This window comes from Vibrio sp. Vb0349, assembly GCF_033338975.1.
Genome location: NZ_JAWOTS010000003.1, coordinates 219,919 through 241,483, shown reverse-complemented (window position 1 = coordinate 241,483; position 21,565 = coordinate 219,919). Strand labels below are relative to the sequence as shown.

Annotated in this window: 18 protein-coding genes; 6 read left to right on the top strand and 12 right to left on the bottom strand. The window is 44.2% G+C overall.

From position 1 onward, the window contains the following. The first annotated feature begins 94 nt into the window (after window positions 1–94). Entirely contained in the window at window positions 95–1,075 is a 981-nt protein-coding gene (gene cra, locus R7Q47_RS06110) for a catabolite repressor/activator (protein ID WP_086047419.1), read from the top strand. A gap of 17 nt (window positions 1,076–1,092) precedes the next feature. On the opposite strand, the gene R7Q47_RS06105 is transcribed toward cra, so the two are convergent. Beyond that, window positions 1,093–2,046, bottom strand: a complete 954-nt coding sequence (locus tag R7Q47_RS06105; RefSeq protein ID WP_025767799.1) for an endonuclease/exonuclease/phosphatase family protein — start codon at window positions 2,044–2,046, stop codon at window positions 1,093–1,095. Between the two features lie 226 nt (window positions 2,047–2,272). Between R7Q47_RS06105 and R7Q47_RS06100 the strand changes: the two genes are divergently transcribed. Further along, the gene (locus tag R7Q47_RS06100; protein WP_005376400.1) at window positions 2,273–2,806 is read left to right on the top strand and encodes an RNA-binding S4 domain-containing protein; all 534 of its coding nucleotides are present in this window, start codon (window positions 2,273–2,275) and stop codon (window positions 2,804–2,806) included. A gap of 106 nt (window positions 2,807–2,912) precedes the next feature. Here R7Q47_RS06100 and R7Q47_RS06095 read toward each other — a convergent pair whose 3' ends face one another. From R7Q47_RS06095 to R7Q47_RS06065, 7 genes are all read right to left on the bottom strand, one after another. Then, window positions 2,913–3,731: an EAL domain-containing protein gene (locus R7Q47_RS06095; RefSeq protein ID WP_213962478.1), complete on the bottom strand. Its 819-nt coding sequence runs from the start codon at window positions 3,729–3,731 to the stop codon at window positions 2,913–2,915. A 92-nt stretch (window positions 3,732–3,823) separates the two neighbouring features. Beyond that, window positions 3,824–4,744, bottom strand: coding sequence for an amino acid ABC transporter permease (locus R7Q47_RS06090; RefSeq protein ID WP_213962477.1), 921 nt, complete (start codon window positions 4,742–4,744; stop codon window positions 3,824–3,826). A gap of 81 nt (window positions 4,745–4,825) precedes the next feature. Then, a complete protein-coding gene (locus tag R7Q47_RS06085) occupies window positions 4,826–5,644 on the bottom strand; it encodes a transporter substrate-binding domain-containing protein (RefSeq protein WP_213880725.1) in 819 nt (272 codons plus the stop codon). 9 nt (window positions 5,645–5,653) lie between these two features. Further along, on the bottom strand, window positions 5,654–6,451 hold the full coding sequence (locus R7Q47_RS06080) for an amino acid ABC transporter permease (protein WP_318088691.1): 798 nt from the start codon (window positions 6,449–6,451) through the stop codon (window positions 5,654–5,656). Beyond that, window positions 6,451–7,185, bottom strand: a complete 735-nt coding sequence (locus R7Q47_RS06075) for an amino acid ABC transporter ATP-binding protein (protein WP_213962475.1) — start codon at window positions 7,183–7,185, stop codon at window positions 6,451–6,453. Before R7Q47_RS06075 ends, R7Q47_RS06080 begins: the two co-directional genes overlap by 1 nt. Window positions 7,186–7,347: 162 nt before the next feature. Next, a complete protein-coding gene (locus R7Q47_RS06070) occupies window positions 7,348–8,004 on the bottom strand; it encodes a lysoplasmalogenase (protein ID WP_005376394.1) in 657 nt (218 codons plus the stop codon). 294 nt (window positions 8,005–8,298) lie between these two features. Further along, window positions 8,299–9,447, bottom strand: a complete 1,149-nt coding sequence (locus tag R7Q47_RS06065; RefSeq protein WP_017634188.1) for an iron-containing alcohol dehydrogenase — start codon at window positions 9,445–9,447, stop codon at window positions 8,299–8,301. A 206-nt stretch (window positions 9,448–9,653) separates the two neighbouring features. On the opposite strand from R7Q47_RS06065, the gene R7Q47_RS06060 reads away from it, so the two are divergent. Next, a complete protein-coding gene (locus tag R7Q47_RS06060) occupies window positions 9,654–10,535 on the top strand; it encodes an AraC family transcriptional regulator (RefSeq protein ID WP_318088688.1) in 882 nt (293 codons plus the stop codon). A gap of 277 nt (window positions 10,536–10,812) precedes the next feature. After that, window positions 10,813–13,974, top strand: a complete 3,162-nt coding sequence (locus R7Q47_RS06055) for a chitinase C-terminal domain-containing protein (protein WP_213962473.1) — start codon at window positions 10,813–10,815, stop codon at window positions 13,972–13,974. 97 nt (window positions 13,975–14,071) lie between these two features. Here R7Q47_RS06055 and glgC read toward each other — a convergent pair whose 3' ends face one another. The 4 genes from glgC to R7Q47_RS06035 form a co-directional block, all read right to left on the bottom strand. Further along, the gene (gene glgC, locus R7Q47_RS06050; RefSeq protein ID WP_213960955.1) at window positions 14,072–15,289 is read right to left on the bottom strand and encodes a glucose-1-phosphate adenylyltransferase; all 1,218 of its coding nucleotides are present in this window, start codon (window positions 15,287–15,289) and stop codon (window positions 14,072–14,074) included. Window positions 15,290–15,826: 537 nt separating this feature from the next. Further along, window positions 15,827–17,575 carry a formate--tetrahydrofolate ligase gene (locus R7Q47_RS06045; protein WP_186585332.1) on the bottom strand — a complete coding sequence of 583 codons (1,749 nt, stop codon included), beginning with the start codon at window positions 17,573–17,575 and terminating at the stop codon, window positions 15,827–15,829. A gap of 236 nt (window positions 17,576–17,811) precedes the next feature. After that, a complete protein-coding gene (locus R7Q47_RS06040; protein WP_005376376.1) occupies window positions 17,812–19,116 on the bottom strand; it encodes an inosine/guanosine kinase in 1,305 nt (434 codons plus the stop codon). 233 nt (window positions 19,117–19,349) lie between these two features. Continuing rightward, window positions 19,350–19,820 (bottom strand): CreA family protein, encoded by a 471-nt coding sequence (locus R7Q47_RS06035; protein WP_005397614.1) that lies wholly within the window; start codon window positions 19,818–19,820, stop codon window positions 19,350–19,352. A gap of 145 nt (window positions 19,821–19,965) precedes the next feature. Here R7Q47_RS06035 and R7Q47_RS06030 point away from each other — a divergent pair, with 145 nt between their 5' ends. Next, entirely contained in the window at window positions 19,966–20,475 is a 510-nt protein-coding gene (locus R7Q47_RS06030) for a hypothetical protein (protein WP_005376378.1), read from the top strand. Between the two features lie 195 nt (window positions 20,476–20,670). Beyond that, window positions 20,671–21,339: an HAD-IA family hydrolase gene (locus tag R7Q47_RS06025; protein ID WP_031778921.1), complete on the top strand. Its 669-nt coding sequence runs from the start codon at window positions 20,671–20,673 to the stop codon at window positions 21,337–21,339. Window positions 21,340–21,565: the final 226 nt, after the last annotated feature.

The following is a 21,565-nucleotide window of genomic DNA, read 5'->3' as shown; positions in this document are numbered from 1 at the left end:
GCTTTTATACTGAATCGGTTCAGCTTATAATTCAACTTATCGAAAGATCGTTGATGTATTAATATGATCGCGCGCACAGAATAAGGTTTAGAATATGACACTGGATGAAATAGCCAAATTAGCGGGTGTTTCTAAGACAACTGCAAGCTATGTGATTAACGGAAAAGCGCAGAAATACCGCATCAGCGAGAAGACTCAGAAAAAGGTGATGGCCGTTGTAGAAGAGTACAATTATAAGCCAGATCATGCGGCGTCTTCCTTGCGGGCAGGTAATTCACGCTCATTTGGGCTTATCATCCCAGACTTAGAGAACACCAGTTATGCGCGTCTTGCAAAACTGATAGAGCAAAACTCCCGGAAAGCGGGGTACCAAATTTTGATTGGCTGCTCTGATGATGATCCTGATACAGAGCAAAAGGTGGCGGAAGCATTAGTCAGTCGTCGTATTGATGCGTTGTTTGTGGCAAGTGGTATGCCCACTGCAAACGAGTATTATCTTAAGTTGCAAAATTCTGGTACGCCAGTTATCGCGCTAGACCGTCCAATGGATGATGAGCACTTTTGTTGTGTCATCAGCGAAGATTTTGACGCCGCACTTGAACTCACTCAGTCAGTACTGTCCGAAGATATTAAGTCCATTGGCTTAATCGGTGCATTGCAAGATCTTCAAGTCTCAAAAGAGCGTGAGCTCGGTTTTCTATCTGCTTCTCAACAAGGTGGCAAAACGGCAACAGTGGGTTATGGACAACACTTCTCCCGGGAAGAAGGCAAGAAAGTCTTAGAGAGTTGGTTAACAGAGAACGCATTGCCAGATGCCATTGTTACAACGTCATACACACTATTAGAAGGTGTGTTGGATGTAATGCTAGAAAAACCAGAACTGATGGGAAAGGTGCGTTTAGCGACATTTGGTGATAATCGACTGCTGGACTTTTTGCCTGTGAAAATCAACTCTTTGCCTCAACAGTTTGAGTTGATCGCGGACAGCGCAATGGAGTTAGCACTCAATGCTTCCGCTAAGCGTTACAAGCCTGGCGTAGAACTTATCCCGCGTAAAATTGTGAAACGTCACTAAGTAACTAAATAGGTTGCTCAAAGCTTTACTTCAGCCGTCAGCGCCACAAATGCGTGGTCGCTGGCGTTTTTATCTCTGTCATAAATCGGGTTGATCAGATGTTGGTTAGACACTTGATAGTCAACAACCTCGGCAACCGATATATCTGATAAGGTGTCAAACTCTTGTGAGAGCAAGATATAGTCGAGTACATTCCCAGTGGAAAAATGATAGTGCGTGGCTGGGCGTTCATCCTTCAGGGTGTCACTTTGCAATAACCAACCATCTTTGAGTTGTAATTCAGTGACGCTGTCACCAGTATTGGATACCAATGCGCTGTTAACGCTGATAGGAGTGATAGGTTGATTCATATCGCCCATTAACACTGTCGGCATTGGTTCTTTTCGATACCTCTTTTGCATCGCGTCTCTTAACATCGCTGCTTCCCAGCCTCTTTGCTGGGTGGATAACCAGCGCCCAATAATCGTGCTAGACGTTTCTGGTTGTTCTGAGTCGGCCGGGCGTTGAGATTTCAGGTGCGTTACGTAAACGGCGATATGACCAAGTACAGGATGTATTACTTGGGCATAGATAGGTTTGCGACTGAACTCTGGAGCAACACTTACTCCAAAAGGCTCAAGCGTTGCTAAGTCAAACTCTACCGCTTGTACTTTTTCTATTGGAAACCGAGAGGCGATTGCCACAACAGGGCTTGAGTAAATGTACTCATCCTCAACATGTGGGGTGTCAACGGTCGCAAAGTAGGGGTAGCCGATGGTTGAAAAGAATGCCTGGGTCTTCTCGATACTGAACACTTCTTGTAAGCCAATCACGTCGCCTTCCAGTTTTTCAACTTGACGTTGCGTCCACGAAAGTTTGTCTCGCCATTGCTCTAACGAGTATATGTTCTCGAAATCATAGTAGGCGTTAGGCGGTGCGACAAAATTAAACAAGTTCGCAGTGACAAAGGTAATTCTACTTGGTTGAGACAAAGTATTCGCTCTTTTCAACAATAACTTAGAGAGTATATACCTTCAGGTTGCGTAATTGCAGCTTCGTTTGAGCTACGCATCGGTATACAAGCTAACGAGCGACAAGTTAAATGGGTTAAGAGGTGCTCAAATGCCAAGGCGAATCGGTGATTGAACATCGCCAGAGGTTTCTATTTTTAAGCATTGCGTTTAAACTTCAGGGCATTAAATAGTAAGAGTAAGTAACATGACCCAAGATTACGACCACGAAGAGTATTTAGAAGGCGAAGAGATTGAGATCGAAGCGATTGGCATCGATGTTGATGCGCATCCAATCGAACTGTACAAGCTTTTTAAGATCGCAAACTTGGTCAGCGGTGGCGGCGAAGCAAAACATATCATCGAGGAAGGCTACGTCGCGGTGAATGGTGAACTAGAAACACGTAAGCGCCGCAAGATGTATGATGGTGACTTTTTTGAGTTTAACCAGGAATATTATGTTGTGGTTTGCGATGCGCCAGTAACCGAACCTGAAACGGCAGAGCAAAAAGCAGAAAAGAAAGCGAAAAAAGAAGCGCAGTCTTCTCGTAAAGATAAGTCTCGTCAAAGTAAGTCACCTAAAGCTTCTGGGCCTAAATCAACAGGCCGTAAAGCGGCACATAAAGAGCGTAAAGCGCAGAAAGAAGCGTTGTCTCAGTCTGCTAAGAAAGGCAAAAAAGAAGACAAACCGCAAGCGACTCGTGATCCGAAGAGCGGACGTAATTCTATTGATTTTTTCTAGGGAAATGAACGCTTAACTAAATAAGTGACATCTGAGTAAAACTAAAAAGCGCCGAGCATATTATATCGGCGCTTTTTTGGTTTCACTGTGCTGTAAGTGGGCAGTGTTAATGCACTGTCGTCTCGATGTTTAGGCTATCTGTCCAGTGATGAATGGCGCAAGGCTTTCCTAAGTAAAAGCCTTGGTAATAATCCAAATTAAGTTGATACATAGCTTGTAGCTGCCCGTCTTCTTCAACCCCTTCTATAATGACTTTTGCTCCCATATGATCCGCTAGATCAACGGCGCTATGTATGGAAAAGGTTTCTCCGGCGCAGTAGTCTAGCAAATAAGAACGATCGATTTTGATGATGTCAGGGCAGAGCTGCTGAACACGTGCGATGTCAGAATGTTGGGCGCCAAAATCATCGATAGCAAAGATAAAACCATTCGCTTTCATTAACTGTACGGCTTTGATTAATAAATCCGTATTTCCGCATGACTCTTCGACTACTTCAAAAACTACGTCTGTTGGGCTCATACCAAGTTCGGAAAGGCGTTTGTAAAGCAGGCCGTTATCTTTAAAGCCCATGTCTTTGGTTAGTGTGAGTAGCGTTTGAGGCATGACGTTAAGAAACAGTTTGATCGGTGTCCCTGCGAAATAGCGTGCAAAATTTCTAATGTGCATTGCTCTGGATAAAAACTCTACACATAAGCGAAAGTAGGGATCAAGACCATTATTGGCCAGAAACACGTCAGGACGAATTAGGGAACCATCAATGCCACGAATACGCAGTAAGGCTTCCATACCAATAATACGTTGGCGTCTATCAAAAATTGGCTGATAAACACTGTGAAAAGTGAATTGATTGAGAACTACGTAATATTCACCAAGATTATCTTGTTTTATGTATCGCTCGTAGTCGGATTGATTCTTTAACTCCATGAAAAACGCCGAAAATTTAGCATCTTGCCAATGTAACAGGGTGCAATTCTGATTTGATGAATCAAATGTGCCTAATTACATATGCGGTTGAGTTAATTTGAAATGGCTTCCGATTTTGCTTCAATATGGCGAAAAATAAGTGACAGACCAAAACAAATTAAGAAGTAAGCGAGGCCGACAATCAACCAAATTTCAAATATATACCCTGATGAATTTGCCATCTCTGTCCCAACAAACGTCATTTCTTGTATCGAAATCAGTGAAACAATAGAGGTGTCTTTCACCAAAGAGATGGTTTGACCGGCAAGTGCAGGTGTTATTGATTTAAGCACCTGTGGCGCGATAACAAATCGGTATTTCACCCACCGAGACAAGCCCAATGAGTCAGCCGCCTCCCACTGACCTTGGTCGATACTTTGTAAACCACCGCGCACAACTTCTGCAATGTAGGCAGAAGAGAGTAAGCCGACACATAACACGCCAGAGGCAAGGTTTTCCCAAAGGTTAGAAGGCCCAAACAGAAAGCGCTGTAGCGCATTTGGTTCGCCGTTGTAGTTTCGTAGAAGATCTTCCAAACCGAGTAACGGGATCAATTGGTTAGAAATGAAAAAGTAGAAAATAAAAACAAACACCAACGGAGGGATGTTTCTCACTAACTGGATAAGCGCATTGGCAGGTGTGCGCAACCAAACGGAACGAGAGAAGCGTGCTAAGCCTAACAAAGTGCCAAACGCTAATGCGAAGCTGATGCCCCAAATACTGAGCCTTAACGTCGAAATCAAACCTTGGAAGAAGTAGGGCAAACCACCATCTGCTCTAGGCGTGAAAAGTAATTCAAGTGCCTCTTTCCACTGCCACAAATAATGCACACCAACAGCGGACCGATGGTACAGCCAAACACCACCGATACCGCACATAACAAGTAGTACCCAGTCTAGTGTGTTTAATTGCGGTAAAAGGTAGCCTGTGCTGGATTTCGCGGGTGCTGTGCGAGTGGTAGTGTGTTCGCCCAAAAATTTGACTCCGATAAGTTATGGAAAAGTAAAATGAATGATTGGAGAGTATAGGCTCGCGGCGTCCACGAGCCATTAAGATTACTGGCCTTGCGCGACTTGATCTTGCCAATCTAATGTCGAGAACCAGTATTCATAACGTTGTTTTAACCATCCATCTTGGGTTCTTGCTTCAATCCATTTATTGAAAAAGGCCTTTTTATCTTCTTCCCCCAAACGAACTGCAAAGGCTTCGTTACCTTGTGATAGTCGCTCAGAGAATGGAAGGAATAGTTTGTCGCTGTGTTTCACTGTCTCATGTTCTGGTTTTGGGCTAGAAGCAATGACCGCGTGGGCGTTACCATTCAGCACCTCTTGGAACGCTTGTGCGTCGTCATCGAATTGCAGGATCTTCGCTTTCGGGAAGGTTTCTCTGGCTACTTGAACGGTGAATGCGCCGCGACGAGCCGCAATTTTTACGCGTCGTGAATCAAAATCCGAAAATTCGCTAAAACCAGAGGCGAGTTCTTTGTTTGCTGCTACTTGAACGCCTGAGTGCGAGTAGGGCTCAGTAAACAAGACGCTTTTGGAGCGTTCAGGCGTAACAGACATGCCACCAATGATCACGTCGAACTTTTTCGCCAGTAATGCGGGAATAATGCCATCCCATGCAGTCGGTACGAATTCCACTTTCAAACCTGAATCTTGTGCTAAGCGTTTGGCAACATCGATTTCAAAACCGATTAACTCACCTTGCTTGTTACGCATTGCCCAAGGTACAAATGTTGACATACCAACGCGCAAAGTGCCTCGTTCTTTGATTTGATCTACATTGGGTGTGGCAACACCTTCTTTCGCGAGAGTAGGCATAGCGATGGCTAGCCCTAATAATGCAGTAATGGTCGCTTTGAATAACTTCATGTTATCTCCTTATAATTTGCGCCATCTGGCTCCGAGTTTGTGTTCTAGCCATGCAGACAAGCCAGAAAGTGACAGAGTGAGAGCAAGATAAATTGCTGCCACGGTAAACCAAATTTCAAACGGCATCGCCGTCTCTGAGACGATGTTGCGTGCCTGTGTTGTTAGATCAAAAATCGCCATCACGCTTACAATGGAAGAGTTTTTGATCAAAGAAACCACTTCATTGGTTAATGGCGGTAATGTGCGCTGTAAAACCTGAGGAAAAATTACGTCTTTGTAGGTGTAAAACGGTGATAGTCCGAGAGTTTGTGCTGCTTCGAATTGCCCTTTAGGAATACTGTTTAAACCTACACGGAATATTTCCGCGGTGTAGGCACCTTGGAAAAGGGATAATGCCAAAACGGCGGTACTGAATCGGTCCAAACCAATCACGGGGCCAAACACGAAGTAGAGTAAATAGATTTGCACCAACAACGGCGTGTTACGTATTACTTCGACATAAGTGGTACCAATAACATTGCCGACTTTCGAATCGCTAAGCCTTAGTAACGCGGTAACCAACCCTAATACTAAGGTAAAAAATAGACTAATAGCCGAGATGTTAAGCGTGACCAATAGCCCATCAATAAGTTCTGCCGGCCACCATTCGCCATCTTCATAAAAAGCGATGTAATCAGGTACGCGCTCCCATTGCCATTGATAGCCCATAGCGTCGGCACCAGAGTCCAACACCCACACAATCGCGATGAAGAGGAGCGTCATTTGCAGTAAAGCTTGAAGGACAGGTTTGATTACGCGAACTATCATCAGTAACTTAAAATTTGGTTCAAAAATGCTTGGGTTCGTGGATGCTGTGGTGTCTCAAATAAGGCGACTGGAGAGTTCATTTCCACGATTTGGCCTTCGTCCATAAATACCACGCGGTTCGCTACTTTTTTGGCAAATCCCATTTCATGCGTGACGCAAATCATCGTCATTCCGCTTTGAGCCAGCTCAACCATGACATTCAACACTTCGTTGATCATTTCCGGATCAAGCGCTGAAGTTGGCTCGTCAAACAGGAGTAAATCCGGTTCCATACACAAGGAGCGGGCAATCGCGACGCGTTGCTGCTGACCGCCAGAAAGCTGGATTGGATACTTACTCGCTTGCTCTTCAATATTGACTCGCTTTAGGTAATGTTTTGCGCGTTTTTCAGCTTCTTGTTTTGATAATTTGAGTGTGCGAATCGGCGCTAAGGTGAGGTTTTCCAGTACAGTCAAGTGAGGAAAAAGGTGAAAGTGTTGGAACACCATGCCGATTTTACCGGGCTTGAGAGATTTTGCGTGAGAAGGCTGGTCGAACACATGAAGCTGGCCTTCTTGAATCGATTCAAGATGATTGATGCAACGAATGAGCGTTGATTTTCCGGAACCTGAAGGGCCACACACCACGACGATCTCGCCAGAATGCACGGAGAAGTTGATGTCTTTTAGAGCGTGGTAATCGCCATACCACTTATTTACGTCGCTAAACTCAACGACGGGAGTATTCTCTTTCAAAGGGGCACGCTATAACGGAAAAATATCCTTTTACAATAGCAAGTTGTGCGCGTAATTTCATTAAGAATAAGCTAATGTTTAGGCGATGATTTTAAGACTCTATTCAGATCGCTTACAAGATACATCCATGTTTCTTTAATGTTGGTGCAGTCTAGAGTATGACTAACTCAGTTCAACGAGATACGGATAACGAACAACAATCGCAACAACAGACATAACCATTAATGTCTGTGCAGAATAGTAGGTCACCATGACAACTTGTCGTGAAAATATTGACCGTCCTCCAAAGCGTTCGAAAGCCAATACGATGCCAGAGATAATAAAGATAAAGCTTCCGAGCACTGCAAAGGAGGAGGATTGTGTTTTCCCACTCAAATAATACTCGATCGAAGCCCAGCACATAGTCATCAGTACCAATATATAACTGGCAACTGGCCGTTTCTCTTTACCGAGATCCGGTCGGAACAACCAGTAGACGCATATACCGAGTCCGAACAAGGCAATTGGGAGCCAAGGTGTAAAATGCCACGCTGACATGATGGCAAAACCATAACTATAGGAGAGATGGGCAGAGCAAAAGAGCACTAATCCTGTAATGAACTTGTCTCTAGGTAGCATTAATAACACGTCACCAAGCAACGAGAGCGATAAGCCAATCAAAATCCAATGCGCATATGGCATTGGGTAAGCCGGGGACTGAATTAAAATACCAAGCATACAGAGCACTGGTAATGGTTTAGAAACGTAAAAGAGCCATTTAGAGCCTTTACGGATACTGATGATATGTATGAATGCTAATACGACAACAACTAGCCACATAAAGTGTTTTCTCGAACAGACAAAATTATGTAGTACATCACTACAACAAATCAAAACTTAATTAACGAGTTAACTCGTTCTTTGATCTCAATTATTTTTATTTGTGTAAAGCTGGACAGTTGTCTCTTTACTAACCAACACGGCCGATTTTTTGTCTGGAGGGAATCGTTGTTTTTAGAAGCCTCCTCGTTTTGAACGTGATGTGGCTTACAAAATAGCATAAAAAAACGGTATTGTGACTGTTAAGTCACAATACCGTTAAACCCTAGGAAGGGCAGTGAAGAATTGTTGCAGTTATGAGACAGCTAACTCTAAGATTTCTCGGCTACGTTCAAGTGTGATCGCCTGGTTTTCACCTAAAACAGTCATGCCGTGTTTGTTTAGTTGATCAATGATGGCATCGATAGCTTGTTCACGGCTCTCACCATAGTTTTCGAGCTTAGTTGCGACATCAAGTTGATGATAAAACGCTTCGATAGCTTCGATTGTGCGCTCTGCTAAATCCTCACCTGCTTCAAGAGCAAATACGTTGCGACCCATTTGTTCTAACTTAGGGCGCTTAAACTGCATTTGGTTACGAAGTAACGATGGTTGGACAATTGCAAGAGAACGCGCATGATCAACGCCCCATAGAGCGGTTAATTCATGGCCGATCATATGTGTCGCCCAGTCTTGTGGAACGCCACTACCAATTAACCCATTCAATGCTTGGTTAGCAGACCACATTAAGTTTGCGCGCCACATATCGTCGTCTCGTTCCGCAAACTGTTCTCCGAGTGTTTTTAAGGTTTTCAGCAGTGTTTCTGCGTAACCATCTTGAACCATTGCACCGGTAGGAAGCGTCAAGTATTGCTCACATACGTGCACCCATGCGTCAACAATGCCGTTGATAAGCTGGCGTTCTGGCAGTGTTTTCATTACATCTGGGTCTAACACGGCAAATTTTGGCTGCACTGCTGGAGACATGAACGGAAGTTTGTCTTGAGTTTCTTTTTTAGTGATAACTGCGCCCATGTTTGACTCTGAGCCTGTTGCTGGCAATGTCAAAATTGCAGCTAGAGGCGTCGCTTCAGTGACTTGGTGCTTACCAATCATGATATCCCAACCATCACCATCATACTTTGATGCCGCTGCTACGTATTTGGAGCCATCGATGACTGAACCACCACCTACCGCTAAAATAAAGTCAACGCCATGCTCTTTTACCATTGCGACTGCTTTATCGAGTGTTTCTTTGGTTGGGTTTGGTTCAACACCTGAAAACTCTAGCCATTCATGTCCCTCAAGAGCTTCCGCTACTTGGTCGTACACGCCATTTTTTTTGATGGAGCCACCACCGTATACCACTAAAACTTTTTGGTCGGATGGGATAGCTTCTTTGATTGCTGCGATTTGTTTTTGACCAAAGAAAATCTTGGTTGGGTTTACATAAGAAAAGTTCATTATTAGCCCTCTTGCTTCCAGTGAAGGAGATTGAATACATGCATATTAGTCCTGATTAACGATGGTTAACAGGTCGATTTCTGCAAATAATTTGCCTATTTCTACAAAATTAATGCTCTTGAGCTAGAAAGTTAAAGTCGAGAGGAAGTATAGTGCTCGAAACGATAATAGAGACCAAACTCGTTGGTCATTGATGGAGCGCTCTAATGCACACTCTCGCAGATATCATGCAGCAATATGTTGAAAAGCAGGGGCTGCATGACCTAGAAGGTATGAAGAAAACAGCGATAGATGGCGTATGGTTTTATCGCAGTAGCAAAGGGAATCATCGCCAGCCGTTTGTCTATCAGTCCGGCATCATCGTATTGGGTCAAGGGCATAAGAACATTCATATTGGTGATACACCAGTGCAATATGGGCCCGAAGATTACCTTGTTGTCGGGGTTCCCATGCCACTAGAGTTCGAAGCGTTTGCGACAAACAATGAGCCTTTACTTGGCATTTCGATAGATATTTCGCCAACGCTTCTTCATAAACTCGTTAAAAAATTAGAGGGTGAGAAATTCAGTAATAAGTGTCTGGATGCGACCCGTTGCGGCCTTAAGTCGGTACGTATGAATGAAGGTATGTTGGATGCGTGCAAGCGGTTAATGAAAGCAATGTGTGACGAGCTTGATGTCATCATGCTTGGCGAGCTGCTTCTTGAGGAAATTGTGTATCGTACTTTGGTGAGCAAAGAGGGGTATGTTTTATTTGACCTAGCACATCAAGAAGGTTCTTACGCGAGGGTAGCTAAAGCACTAAATCGTGTACATCAAGCGTATCACGAACAGTTGAACGTACAAGCATTGGCTGAAGAAGCCAACATGAGTGTGTCTGCTTTCCATCAAGCATTTCGCAATGTCACGCTTGAATCTCCGTTGCAATATATTAAGAAAGTTCGACTTAACAAAGCGCGCGAATTGATCCAGTTAGAGGGGCGACGTGTTAATGATGCAGCGAGAATGGTTGGGTACACGAGCCCATCACAGTTTAGTCGCGAGTACAAGCGGCATTTTAATGAAACGCCAAGGTCAACAAAGGCTTAGTGATCTTTATTTCAAAATGGCGACTTTTTTTACCTTTTTTATTAATTTGCGAGTGACATGTTTATTTGAGTTATAAAATTAGTTACTGGTGCCAAATAATAGGTACGTTGTTGCAATCATTTAGTGGATTGTTGCGAGGCGGTGTGGAAAACTCGTAAATAGATAGTGTGAAATCACCAACTTGTACTTAAGTTATTTTATGTCGAAATAAAAGTATAGATGCGCTTCGTTTAGCGCATTTAGTATTGTTTTAACAATAACTTAAGGAAGAGCGATTATGCACCTTAAAAACGGCAACGCAGTGAAAAACGTGTTCACACTAAGCACACTCACCGCTTCTTGTCTTATGGCCTTCAATAGCTACGCAGCAGTTGACTGTGCCCCTCTAGAAACTTGGCAATCATCAAAAGTTTATAACGGTGGCGACCAAGTTCAGCATGAAGGTAATGCTTATAAAGCGCGTTACTGGACGCAAAACAACAATCCAGCGCAATCTGGTGAGTGGGGCGAGTGGGAAACACTTGGCGCTTGTGATGGCGCAGGACCGGTTGATCCACCTCAGAATGAAGTCCCGACGGTTACTCTGACATCGCCTTCTGCGTCGGCTTCTGTGACTGCGGGTGATGTTGTTAACCTAGCTGCAGATGCGGCAGATACTGATGGGACTGTTAGCAAAGTAGAGTTCTTTGTTGATGGTGTATTAGTTGGTCAGGCAACGTCTGCGCCGTATGCTGCATCGTGGACAGCAACTGAAGGACAGCACGAGTTCTCTACCAAGGCCTATGACGATGCAGGTGCCGTTAGTACGGCAAGTGTTGTGACGTTAACTGTGGCATCAGCGCAACCTGGTAACGAAGCGCCGACAGTGGATGTCGCGCTTTCTGCGAGCTCTATTGACCTGGGTGGTTCCGTAACACTGACTGCAAATGCTACGGATGCGGATGGTACCGTTGCTAAAGTTGATTTTTATGTTGCAGGTGTGCTTGCTGGCACTGCTACAACAGCGCCATACACGCTGGATGTAACCCCTTCACAAGCTGGCTCATTAAGTGTTTATGCGAGAGCAACCGATGATGCTGGAGCAACAGCAGATTCTGCAATTGCGACGTTAACAGTAAACGGCGGCGCAGTGACATCTAATTGTCGTCCTGATGGTCTTTATCAAACAACGGGTGTAGATGTTCCTTACTGTTCTATTTATGACGAAGAAGGCCGTGAGAAAATGGGGGCTGATCACCCACGTCGTGTAATCGGCTACTTCACCAGTTGGCGATCAGGTGACGACCCACAATCGACTTACCTTGTTAAAGACATTCCTTGGGAACAACTTACTCACATTAACTACGCGTTTGTGAGCATTGGTTCTGACGGCAAAGTAAACGTTGGCGACGTAAATGATCCTAACAACCCTGCTACAGGTAAAACTTGGCCAGGCGTTGAGGTAGATCCCGCTCTTGGTTTTAAAGGTCATTTTGGTGCACTAGCAACTTACAAGCAAAAACATGATGTTAAAACGCTAATCTCGATTGGTGGTTGGGCTGAAACGGGCGGTCACTTCGATACGAACGGCGATCGTGTAGCTGATGGTGGCTTCTACACCATGACGACGAATGCGGACGGTTCTATTAATCATGCTGGTATTGAGAAGTTCGCAACTTCAGCCGTTGAAATGATGCGTCAGTACAAGTTCGATGGTCTGGATATCGACTATGAATACCCGACGTCAATGGCTGGTGCTGGTAACCCTTACGACAAAGACTTCATGGAACCACGTCGTCAGTATTTATGGGCGTCTTACCAAGAGCTGATGAAAGTATTGCGTGAGAAACTTGATGCGGCATCCGCGCAAGATGGTATTCATTATATGCTGACTATCGCAGCACCATCTTCAGGTTACTTGCTACGTGGGATGGAAACCTTCGATGTAACTAAGTACCTAGACTACGTAAACATCATGTCTTACGACTTGCATGGGGCTTGGAATGATCACGTTGGTCATAACGCGGCTTTATTCGATACAGGTAAAGACTCTGAGCTAGCGCAGTGGAACGTATACGGCACTGCTGCATACGGTGGTATCGGTTACTTGAACACAGACTGGGCTTACCATTACTTCCGTGGTTCTATGCCAGCAGGTCGTATTAACATTGGTGTTCCTTACTACACCCGTGGTTGGCAAGGTGTTACTGGTGGTGAAAATGGCCTTTGGGGCCGAGCGGCACTACCAAACCAAGCAGAGTGCCAACCGGGCACAGGTGAAGGTGAGAAGAACAACTGTGGTCACGGCGCTATTGGTATCGACAACATGTGGCATGATACCGACCCTAAAGGAAACGAAATGGGCGCTGGTTCTAACCCAATGTGGCATGCTAAGAACCTAGAAAACGGTATATGGGGCTCTTACGCAGCTGCTTACGGTCTTGACCCAGTCAACGATCCTTCAGATAAGTTTGTTGGTACTTATACTCGTCATTACGATAGCGTTGCTGTAGCACCTTGGTTGTGGAACGCGGAGAAGAGCGTATTCCTATCTACGGAAGATAAAGCTTCTATCGAGGTGAAAGCCGATTACGTTATCGATAAAGAGATCGGCGGTATCATGTTCTGGGAACTAGCCGGTGACTACAACTGTTACGTACTGGATGCAAATGGTAATCGTACGGCAGTAGATGCAACTGAACAAGCTTGTTCGGCGGGTAATGGTGAATACCACATGGGTAACACTATGACCAAAGCTATCTACGACAAGTTTAAGTCTGCGACGCCTTACGGTAATAAAGTAGCGACTGGTCCAACACCAACTGAAGCAGTAGACATTACTGTTAGTGTTGGCGGCTTCAAAGTTGGCGATCAAAACTACCCAATTAACCCGAAAATCACGTTTACGAACAACACTGGTCAAGCGATCCCTGGCGGTACTGAATTCCAATTCGATATCCCAGTATCTGCGCCGGACAACGCGAAAGACCAATCAGGTGGTGGTTTGAAAGTAATTGCTTCTGGACATACTCGAGCAAACAACATTGGTGGCTTAGATGGCGTAATGCACCGTGTGTCGTTCTCTCTACCAGCATGGAAAGACTTGCCGGCGGGCGGCACTTACGAGCTTGATATGGTTTACTACCTACCAATCTCTGGTCCGGCTAACTACTCAGTGATTTCTGGTGGTAAAGAGTTTGCGTTTAAGTTTGAACAGCCAGCTCTACCAATTGGTGATCTCAATGCGGGCACGGGTGGTGGTACCACTGAACCAGGTACGTGTGATACGACAGGTTTAGTGACATACCCAGCTCTGCCACAAACGGATTGGGCAGGTAATCCAAGCCACGCTAACCAAGGTGATAAGATCATCCACAACGGTGTGGTTTACCAAGCGAACTGGTGGACAGCGGCTGAACCGGGTACAGATGGTAGCTGGTCAACGGTATGTAACATCTAATTATTATGGATTATTTGTTATAGCCTAATGTTTACAGGCACTTAAACAAAAGCGCACGATGATTATCGTGCGCTTTTTTGTTGTGATAGTTTGTCGTTTAATCGAATTGGTAACTTTCGGGTATGACGACAATACCTTTGTCTGAGATTTTAAATCGCTTCGCATCTTCAAGTTTGTTGATGCCAATTTGAGTATGTGGCGGAATACGAACATGTTTATCAACTATGCAGTTGACCAACTGACTTCCTTCACCGACTTCTACGTCATCAAAAATGATGGAATCGACTACCGTTGCACTATCTTGAATGCGTACATTAGAGGAAATAATGGAGTGCTGTACCGAGCCTCCGGAATTGATGACACCGGTAGCAATGATGGAGTTAATAAAAATGCCTTCATTACCCGTGGCCGACGATACAGTACGAGCTGGTGGAAACTGCGGCTCGTAAGTACGAATCGCCCAATTGGACTGATAAAGGTTCATTGGTGGCACAGGTTCTAGTAGATCCATATTCGCTTCATAGAAGGAATCAATGGTACCCACGTCGCGCCAATAGCAATCTTTATCGACGCGCCCTTTACTGCCACAGAATTGATAAGCGTAAACGGATTCGGTATCAATCAGCTTAGGTATGATGTCTTTTCCGAAGTCATGGCTTGATGAATCGAGTTTTGAGTCTTCTTCAAGCGCTTCTTTCAAAACATCCATATCAAAGATATATATTCCCATAGAAACAAGGCTTCTGGTCGCGCTTCCAGGAAGAGTAGGTGGGGTTTCAGGTTTCTCTATAAACGAAGTAACGAGCCCGTTTGCTGCGGTGCCCATTACACCGAATGCTGAAGCATCCTCTACGGGAACATCCATACAGGCAACGGTGAGCTTAGCACCTTTCTCTTTATGCTCTTCAAGCATTGCGGCGTAGTCCATTCGATAGATATGATCGCCGGATAACACAACCACATACTTTGCATCATTTCGCGATAGCAACCACATGTTGTGATAAATCGCATCGGCGGTTCCTTCATACCATGCACCACCTTTGCGCATTTGTGGTGGAACAGCAGTAATGTACTCGCCTAGCTCTGGATTGAATATCGACCAGCCGTCTCGTAAGTGTTTTTGAAGTGAATGAGATTTATATTGGGTTAAAACAAGGATCTTGCGTAAACCCGAATGTAAACAATTGGTTAGTGTGAAATCTATAATTCTATATTTTCCGCCAAAAGGTACGGCTGGCTTGGTTCTGTCATCGGTGAGTGGGCTGAGTCTAGACCCCATCCCTCCTGCTAAAATTACGGCGAGTGCGTCTTCCATAGTATTCCCTTTCCCTTTTCTCACATGCATCAAAACGGTGCTAACCTGAAGGAGGTGGTATGCAACGCAGAGGTTTTGAAAAGCATGTGCTAATGTGCTTATTAGTGAAAAGTCTACTACAAGAATCGAGCCATAGAATATCTCCTTAAAAATCAAGGAGGTTAAAATTTCACTGTAAGACAACTGCACCATATTAGTGAAGCGCTAAATAGCCCGTGCATCAAATTGGCGCAAAATTGTAGAAAGGAGAAGTCAAAAAGTATGGATTTACAATGTAAAGTGGCGACAAAACAAGAAGATAAATAGGGTTTTCTAGCTTAATAACTATGGCTAAACAAGGCTTAGGGTTAGCCTCTTAACTCTAAAGGTCTAAAACAGGCGCGTTGATGTAAGGCAGGAGAGCTTTGTATCAACAATTCAAGAGTAGAAGGCCTGAGACAACTCTTTTCACAGTTGTTGAGAGTGAGTGGATAGGTAAGTAGACCACTCACTTAATGAATATGCTCACTTCACTGATAGCGATACGTTATCACTGTACTAAGAGAGACCGATGATATTTCCTTCATCATCAAGATCTAAATTCATAAATGCGGGTTTATCAGGTAAGCCTGGCATCGTCATCACGGTACCAGATAATGCGTAAACGAATCCTGCGCCCGCACACAAGCGCAGCTCGCGGATTGGGACGGTAAAACCAGTTGGTGCGCCTTTGACTGCGGAGTCTGTGGTTATAGATAGTGGTGTCTTCGCGATGCAAACCGCTAAGTTGTTAAAGCCTAATTGCTCAAAATGTTTGAGCTGTTCAGTCGCGATAGGAGTCATTTCTATATTGGTTGCTCCATAGCCCGCTTCACATACTGCCATGAGCTTTTCGAGTAATGATTGCTCTTTGTTGTATAACGGACAAAACTCTACAGGCGTGGTACACGCATCAATAACATGTTGAGCTAGTTCCGTTGCGCCTTGTCCGCCTTGCGAAAAAGCGGTGCTGATGGCTACTTTAACTTCGGGATTAAATTGGTGAATCAGCTCTTCAAGAGCTTTAAGCTCTTTCACACAATCTTGTGGAAACTGGTTAATGGCAACGACAGCAGGTAAACCGTATTTATGAACGTTATTTATGTGCCATTTTAAATTTTCAAACCCAGCCTCCAATGCTGCTTGGTCCGGATTAAAAATGGAATCTGGAATAGCCATACCTGGTCGTAAATCGTAGTGTCCGGAATTCGCTTTGAGGCCGCGTAATGTTGCTACGATCACTACACAGTCCGGGGCTTTGTTGGCGGCAGCAGCTTTAATGTTACACGCTTTCTCGAATCCCATATCCGAACCAAAACCGGCTTCAGTTACCGTGTAACCTGACAGTTTTAGCGCAATATCGTCCGCGATAATGGATGAATTTCCATGGGCGATGTTTGCAAATGGACCTGCATGGATCAACGTAGGAACACCTTCTAGAGTTTGCATCAGTGTTGGTGCAATCGCCTCTTTTAGTGTTACTGCCATTGCTCCTGCAACTTGTAGATCTTCCGTAGTGACGGGGTTTCCGTTCAAATCGTACGCTACGACAATTTTCCCGATACGTTGACGTAAATCTTTTAAATCTTTGGCTAGTGCAATGATAGCCATTAACTCGGAAGCGGCTGAAATATCGAACCCTTCGTCACGCTCGAAACCATTGATGGTTTTTCCTGCATCATTGAGGCCAATTTTGACTTTACGTAGTGCACGATCATTATGGTCCATCACTCGTTTCCAAGTAATACTGGCCGTGTCGATTTTAAGTGCTCTTAACCCGGTGCGTGATTCAAAGGCATCATAACCCTCGCGTTGTTCATGGAACAAGCGAGCGTCAAGAGCGGCTGAAGCAAGGTTGTGCGCCGCTGTCACTGCGTGAATGTCACCAGTAAGGTGTAAGTTTAACTCTTCCATTGGAGCTACTTGAGAGTAACCGCCGCCCGCAGCGCCACCTTTAATACCGAAGACAGGTCCCATCGAAGGCTGCCTTATACATGCAATAACAGATTGATTAAGCTTTGCTAAACCTTGCGCCAGGCCTATCGTCGTAACGGTTTTTCCTTCGCCAAGAGGAGTCGGCGTGATCGCAGTGACGAGTACAAGTTTACCGTCATCATTTGCTTTGAGTCGTTCCAAACATTTTGGGTGGACTTTGGCTTTGTGCTTCCCGTGAGTGTCATACTCTTCGGGCAATAGTCCTACTTTTTCCGCGATAACATCAATAGAAGAAAGTGGTGTGTTTCGGCAAATTTCGATATCTGACTGCATGGAGAATCCCCAAAGTGGCACACAGGTAGCGTTGAAAAACTACCTGAGTTATAACGAGTATTATTGTGAGGCAAAGGTCTGCTTGGTGATGGTACTGTTTCGGTTAGGCTTGTAAAGAGTTTACTGCTTCGTATTGTGCGACATACTAACGAAATCTACTCGTTATAGTGCTAGATAAAAACAAAAAGGCCACCAAATGGTGACCTTGATATATTTTTAGCTTTAAAGCTGTCGTTTTAACGATCCCAATAAGTCTCTTCTAAGCTATCTTCTCGTTCAGGAAGCGCTCGCGATAGGCGAGGAGAGTGCTGCGTCAACACTTCATAGCTTACTCGGTTTGCGTATTTACAAATCTGAGAAAGAGAGGAGTAGGTTAAGCATCGTACTTCGTGCTTTTCTGAGTTAGGCACTTCTTTTTGGTGGAAAGAGTTTGCTGCCATGTCATGCAGTAAGGCTGAAAGGGCTGCATCACCCGCACCGTTAGTGTTCTTAATCTCTAATGGTCCACCAAGGTAAGGGCCGATGTGAGAGTAGACCTTCATTGGGTTTTGACAGTCTTCTTTACGCATCGCACGACTAAACTCGTACTGGTTAAAGGCTTCGAGGGAGCTTTCAAGGATGTCGTGTGTGGTTTCTCGTTTTACTTTCTCATCGGTGTAACCAGCCATATACAGACCATTTGGTCCTGCTGTACAAAGTACGAGATCAACCCATTCAAGTGCTTTATCAGCAGCTGCTAGCGGCTCTGTTTCACCTGTTAGCGCCGCACCTTCTTCTTCATTCATAGCGACAACAGAAATGTTTTCGCGAATGTATTCTTGCCACCACTGTGCGTTACCTTCGATAACGTACTTCGTCCCTAACGTAAGTACAACAGGGACATCGTGCTTCTTAGCAAAGTCGATCGCTCTTTGTACCGCTTTAGGCATTGGATCTTCTTCTTTACCACGCATTAGGTAAGAAGAAACAACCAGGGCTGATGCTTTCTCAAAGATCTCTTCAGGAATGCTTTCCGGAAGTAGTTGATTCATATGACCTTCGTTGATAGCAAATGTACGCTCACCGTCTTGAGAAATTAGGGTGTAGCAGCGACCAATAGGGCCATCTACCGTTTGTAAATGGTTAAGGTTCATTCGTGAAGACGTACGGCAAAGGTAGCGGTAAGCAAAAGAACCGACTTGAATGTTCTTAGACATCACACCGAGCAAAACGGATTTGCTATCGGCTAAAACTGAGTAGTTGTGAAGAGTATTGCCAATCGTGTCACCTGGGTATTGGTGTGTGATCAGGCCTTGCTCAACCAGTTCTTCGTAAAGTGCATCTGCTTTGCTTTCTTCAAGAACGAGCGAATGTCCTTTACTCAGGTTGTATTTCTCTAAAAACGCGTCATCTACACGTGCTTCGATATCTACAATGGTTTGACCGACACCAACAATAGTTGGGCGATATAGCTTAGGTGCCTGTCGGATTTGGTTTACTAATGGATCTCGAGCGTGAGTTGGGAAGTAGTGTTTAGATTTACGCTGACCAGGAAACTTCATGCTTGTTCTTGAGTGAGAAAAAAAAGAGGCGGGATTGTATCACAAAAAAATGAAAATCGTGGCGATTTATTACAAAGAAGTCTGCTCGCTGAAAAAATCAGCGAGCTGAGTAAATAGCAACCAAAGCAGCTGCAATTTATGACGCTTGTCGTATTGCAATGGGTTGTTTTTTAAACTTGTTGCTCAGCAGCGCCCGGAAAGAGCCTGCTCCGCGCTAACTAAATTTACCCGCGTTACTTTTTCACTTCAGTTGGCTCAACGTAAGCCTTGGTACCCCAAAGTGGGACTGTCGAAAGGCTATGCTTAAAACTACCATCGGTCTCTTTTGTTGTATAAGACAAGTAGAGTAAGGTTTGGTTATCGGCATCATAAATACGGCGAACCTTCATTGTTTTGAAGAAAATGCTTTTTGACTTCTTAAATACAATTTCACCGGACTTACTCTTATCTATTTTTGCAATCATTTCCGGTGTGATTTCGCCAGTCTGACGACATGATATTGAGCTATCACTTGGATCTGCTAAGCTGAAATCCGCTTCGATAGAGGCGATGTGACATGTGACACCTGTTACCACCTCGTCTTTCAACTCACCGACTTTGATGTCTTTCAAAGTAAACCAACCGAGCCCCACGTCAGCAACATCGTTATCTGAACAACCAACTAGAGTAGTAGCAAGCAATGCACTTAACAGCATCTTTTTCATTATTTTTGTCCTTAACTAGGAAAGATATTGATGAAATCTATCAGAGGTTTGCACCTAAAACAAAATTTAGCCACGGAAAGGTCTATGTGCGCTAGGTTTATTGCGGGCTTCATGCTAATGTACTGCTCTAAACGAAGGTATCAAGATGAATGAACAACAGTTAGCCAGTATCGAGCGTAAAAATACATGGCTGTATGATTTGGTCGAAGTTGAATTTCCGACACCAGAGAGTTTGAAAGGGCGCGATGTCTATTTCAAAACGCTAGAAAAAGCAACGTATCAAGTAGTCGACAAAGACACACTACTGGAAAGTGACTCTGAATTTAACCCCGACGATATTTTTCTGGTCGATTTTCATCGACTGACCATTATGTTCTCTATCTTGCAATCTCAGCGCTGGGAACAGCAGTATGATAAAGATATGATCATTGAATATCTGACACAGATTATCCTCACGCCAGATTTTGAATTATATGTTGGTTTTAAATCTGGAGTCCCAATTGGTGCTGCTATTGTTAGCCATCTCGAAGGAAATACACTCATCTCTGATGTTGCTGTTTCTGAATCAAAATACAAAAGCTCGTTTGTGGCTGATCTGGCTAAAAGACTAAGCACCGAGCAAAAACTGTTAGACTCAGTGGTTATCGAAAACTAACTTACACATCAATGTGCATAAAAAGTAAAGTAAGATGACGTTGGGTGATCTTGCTTAGAAAAACTGTAATTGCTCCCTTCTATTTCCATGAAATGCCAAGCTCGTCGTTTCAACAATCCCAAACTCAAATAAGATTAATCCAAACATTCTTAAAATCAGCTTGGGCTTGAGCCTTTAAGACGTCTGGAGATGGCTATGGCAATTACCAATATTAAGTGCGTGATATTTGACTGTGATGGTACGTTGGTCGACAGCGAAAGACTGTGTTGCCAAGCGCTCGTCAATGTATTTAACCAGCATGGGGCTGAGTTAACGATGGAAGAGTGCGTTTCTCACTTTAAAGGAGGAAAGCTCGCTGACATCCTTTTAGATACTAAAGAATTGAAAGATATCAAAGTCCCAATTGATGTTTTAGAGCCGCAATACCGAGAAGAAGTCCAGTCTCTTTTTGTGCGTCACTTACAGCCGATGGATGGCGCAAAACGATTAATTCAGTTTTTGGATTCGCATAATATCGAATATTGTGTGGCGTCTAATGGACCTAAAGATAAAATTGAATACGCTTTGGAGTTAACCGGTTTACTCGATGCTTTCCGAGGGAAAGTGTTCTCGGCATTCGATGCGAATAGTTGGAAGCCTGAGCCCGATTTAATCATGTACAGTGCTATGAGCATGGGCTTTTTACCAAGTGACTGTCTTTATATTGATGACACGCCTAAAGGAGTCGAGGCGGGACTAAACGCCGGTATCAAAACGGTGCAGTTATTTAATGGTGAAGCTATCAATCTTGTTGATGACGAGCGTGTAATTCGCATCCATCATTTAGATGAATTAAAAGAGCAGCTGTGTGGCTGCTCTGTTTGACCTACTAATGGCAAACCGGACTCAAGCTGTGGATGTGCTTAAGTTTAGACTGTAGGTAAGGCGTTTGATGTAGACATTGGATAGATGAGAAGTTTTTTGTATGAAATCCACAAGCAGCGCATGTGAATTTCTCGCCATCCGATGAAATGAGATATTCATCTCCTTGGCAGAGTGGGCAGTTCAGGTTCTCTATGTCTTTTGTGTCTTTGTAATTATTCATATTGTT

Coding starts and splice junctions, on each gene's coding strand:
- cra (WP_086047419.1), top strand. CDS start 95: ATGACACTGGATGAAATAGCCAAATTAGCGGGTGTTTCTAAGACAACT.
- R7Q47_RS06100 (WP_005376400.1), top strand. CDS start 2,273: ATGACCCAAGATTACGACCACGAAGAGTATTTAGAAGGCGAAGAGATT.
- R7Q47_RS06095 (WP_213962478.1), bottom strand. CDS start 3,731: ATGGAGTTAAAGAATCAATCCGACTACGAGCGATACATAAAACAAGAT.
- R7Q47_RS06085 (WP_213880725.1), bottom strand. CDS start 5,644: ATGAAGTTATTCAAAGCGACCATTACTGCATTATTAGGGCTAGCCATC.
- R7Q47_RS06080 (WP_318088691.1), bottom strand. CDS start 6,451: ATGATAGTTCGCGTAATCAAACCTGTCCTTCAAGCTTTACTGCAAATG.
- R7Q47_RS06070 (WP_005376394.1), bottom strand. CDS start 8,004: ATGTGGCTAGTTGTTGTCGTATTAGCATTCATACATATCATCAGTATC.
- R7Q47_RS06065 (WP_017634188.1), bottom strand. CDS start 9,447: ATGAACTTTTCTTATGTAAACCCAACCAAGATTTTCTTTGGTCAAAAA.
- R7Q47_RS06060 (WP_318088688.1), top strand. CDS start 9,654: ATGCACACTCTCGCAGATATCATGCAGCAATATGTTGAAAAGCAGGGG.
- R7Q47_RS06055 (WP_213962473.1), top strand. CDS start 10,813: ATGCACCTTAAAAACGGCAACGCAGTGAAAAACGTGTTCACACTAAGC.
- glgC (WP_213960955.1), bottom strand. CDS start 15,289: ATGGAAGACGCACTCGCCGTAATTTTAGCAGGAGGGATGGGGTCTAGA.
- R7Q47_RS06045 (WP_186585332.1), bottom strand. CDS start 17,575: ATGCAGTCAGATATCGAAATTTGCCGAAACACACCACTTTCTTCTATT.
- R7Q47_RS06040 (WP_005376376.1), bottom strand. CDS start 19,116: ATGAAGTTTCCTGGTCAGCGTAAATCTAAACACTACTTCCCAACTCAC.
- R7Q47_RS06035 (WP_005397614.1), bottom strand. CDS start 19,820: ATGAAAAAGATGCTGTTAAGTGCATTGCTTGCTACTACTCTAGTTGGT.
- R7Q47_RS06030 (WP_005376378.1), top strand. CDS start 19,966: ATGAATGAACAACAGTTAGCCAGTATCGAGCGTAAAAATACATGGCTG.
- R7Q47_RS06025 (WP_031778921.1), top strand. CDS start 20,671: ATGGCAATTACCAATATTAAGTGCGTGATATTTGACTGTGATGGTACG.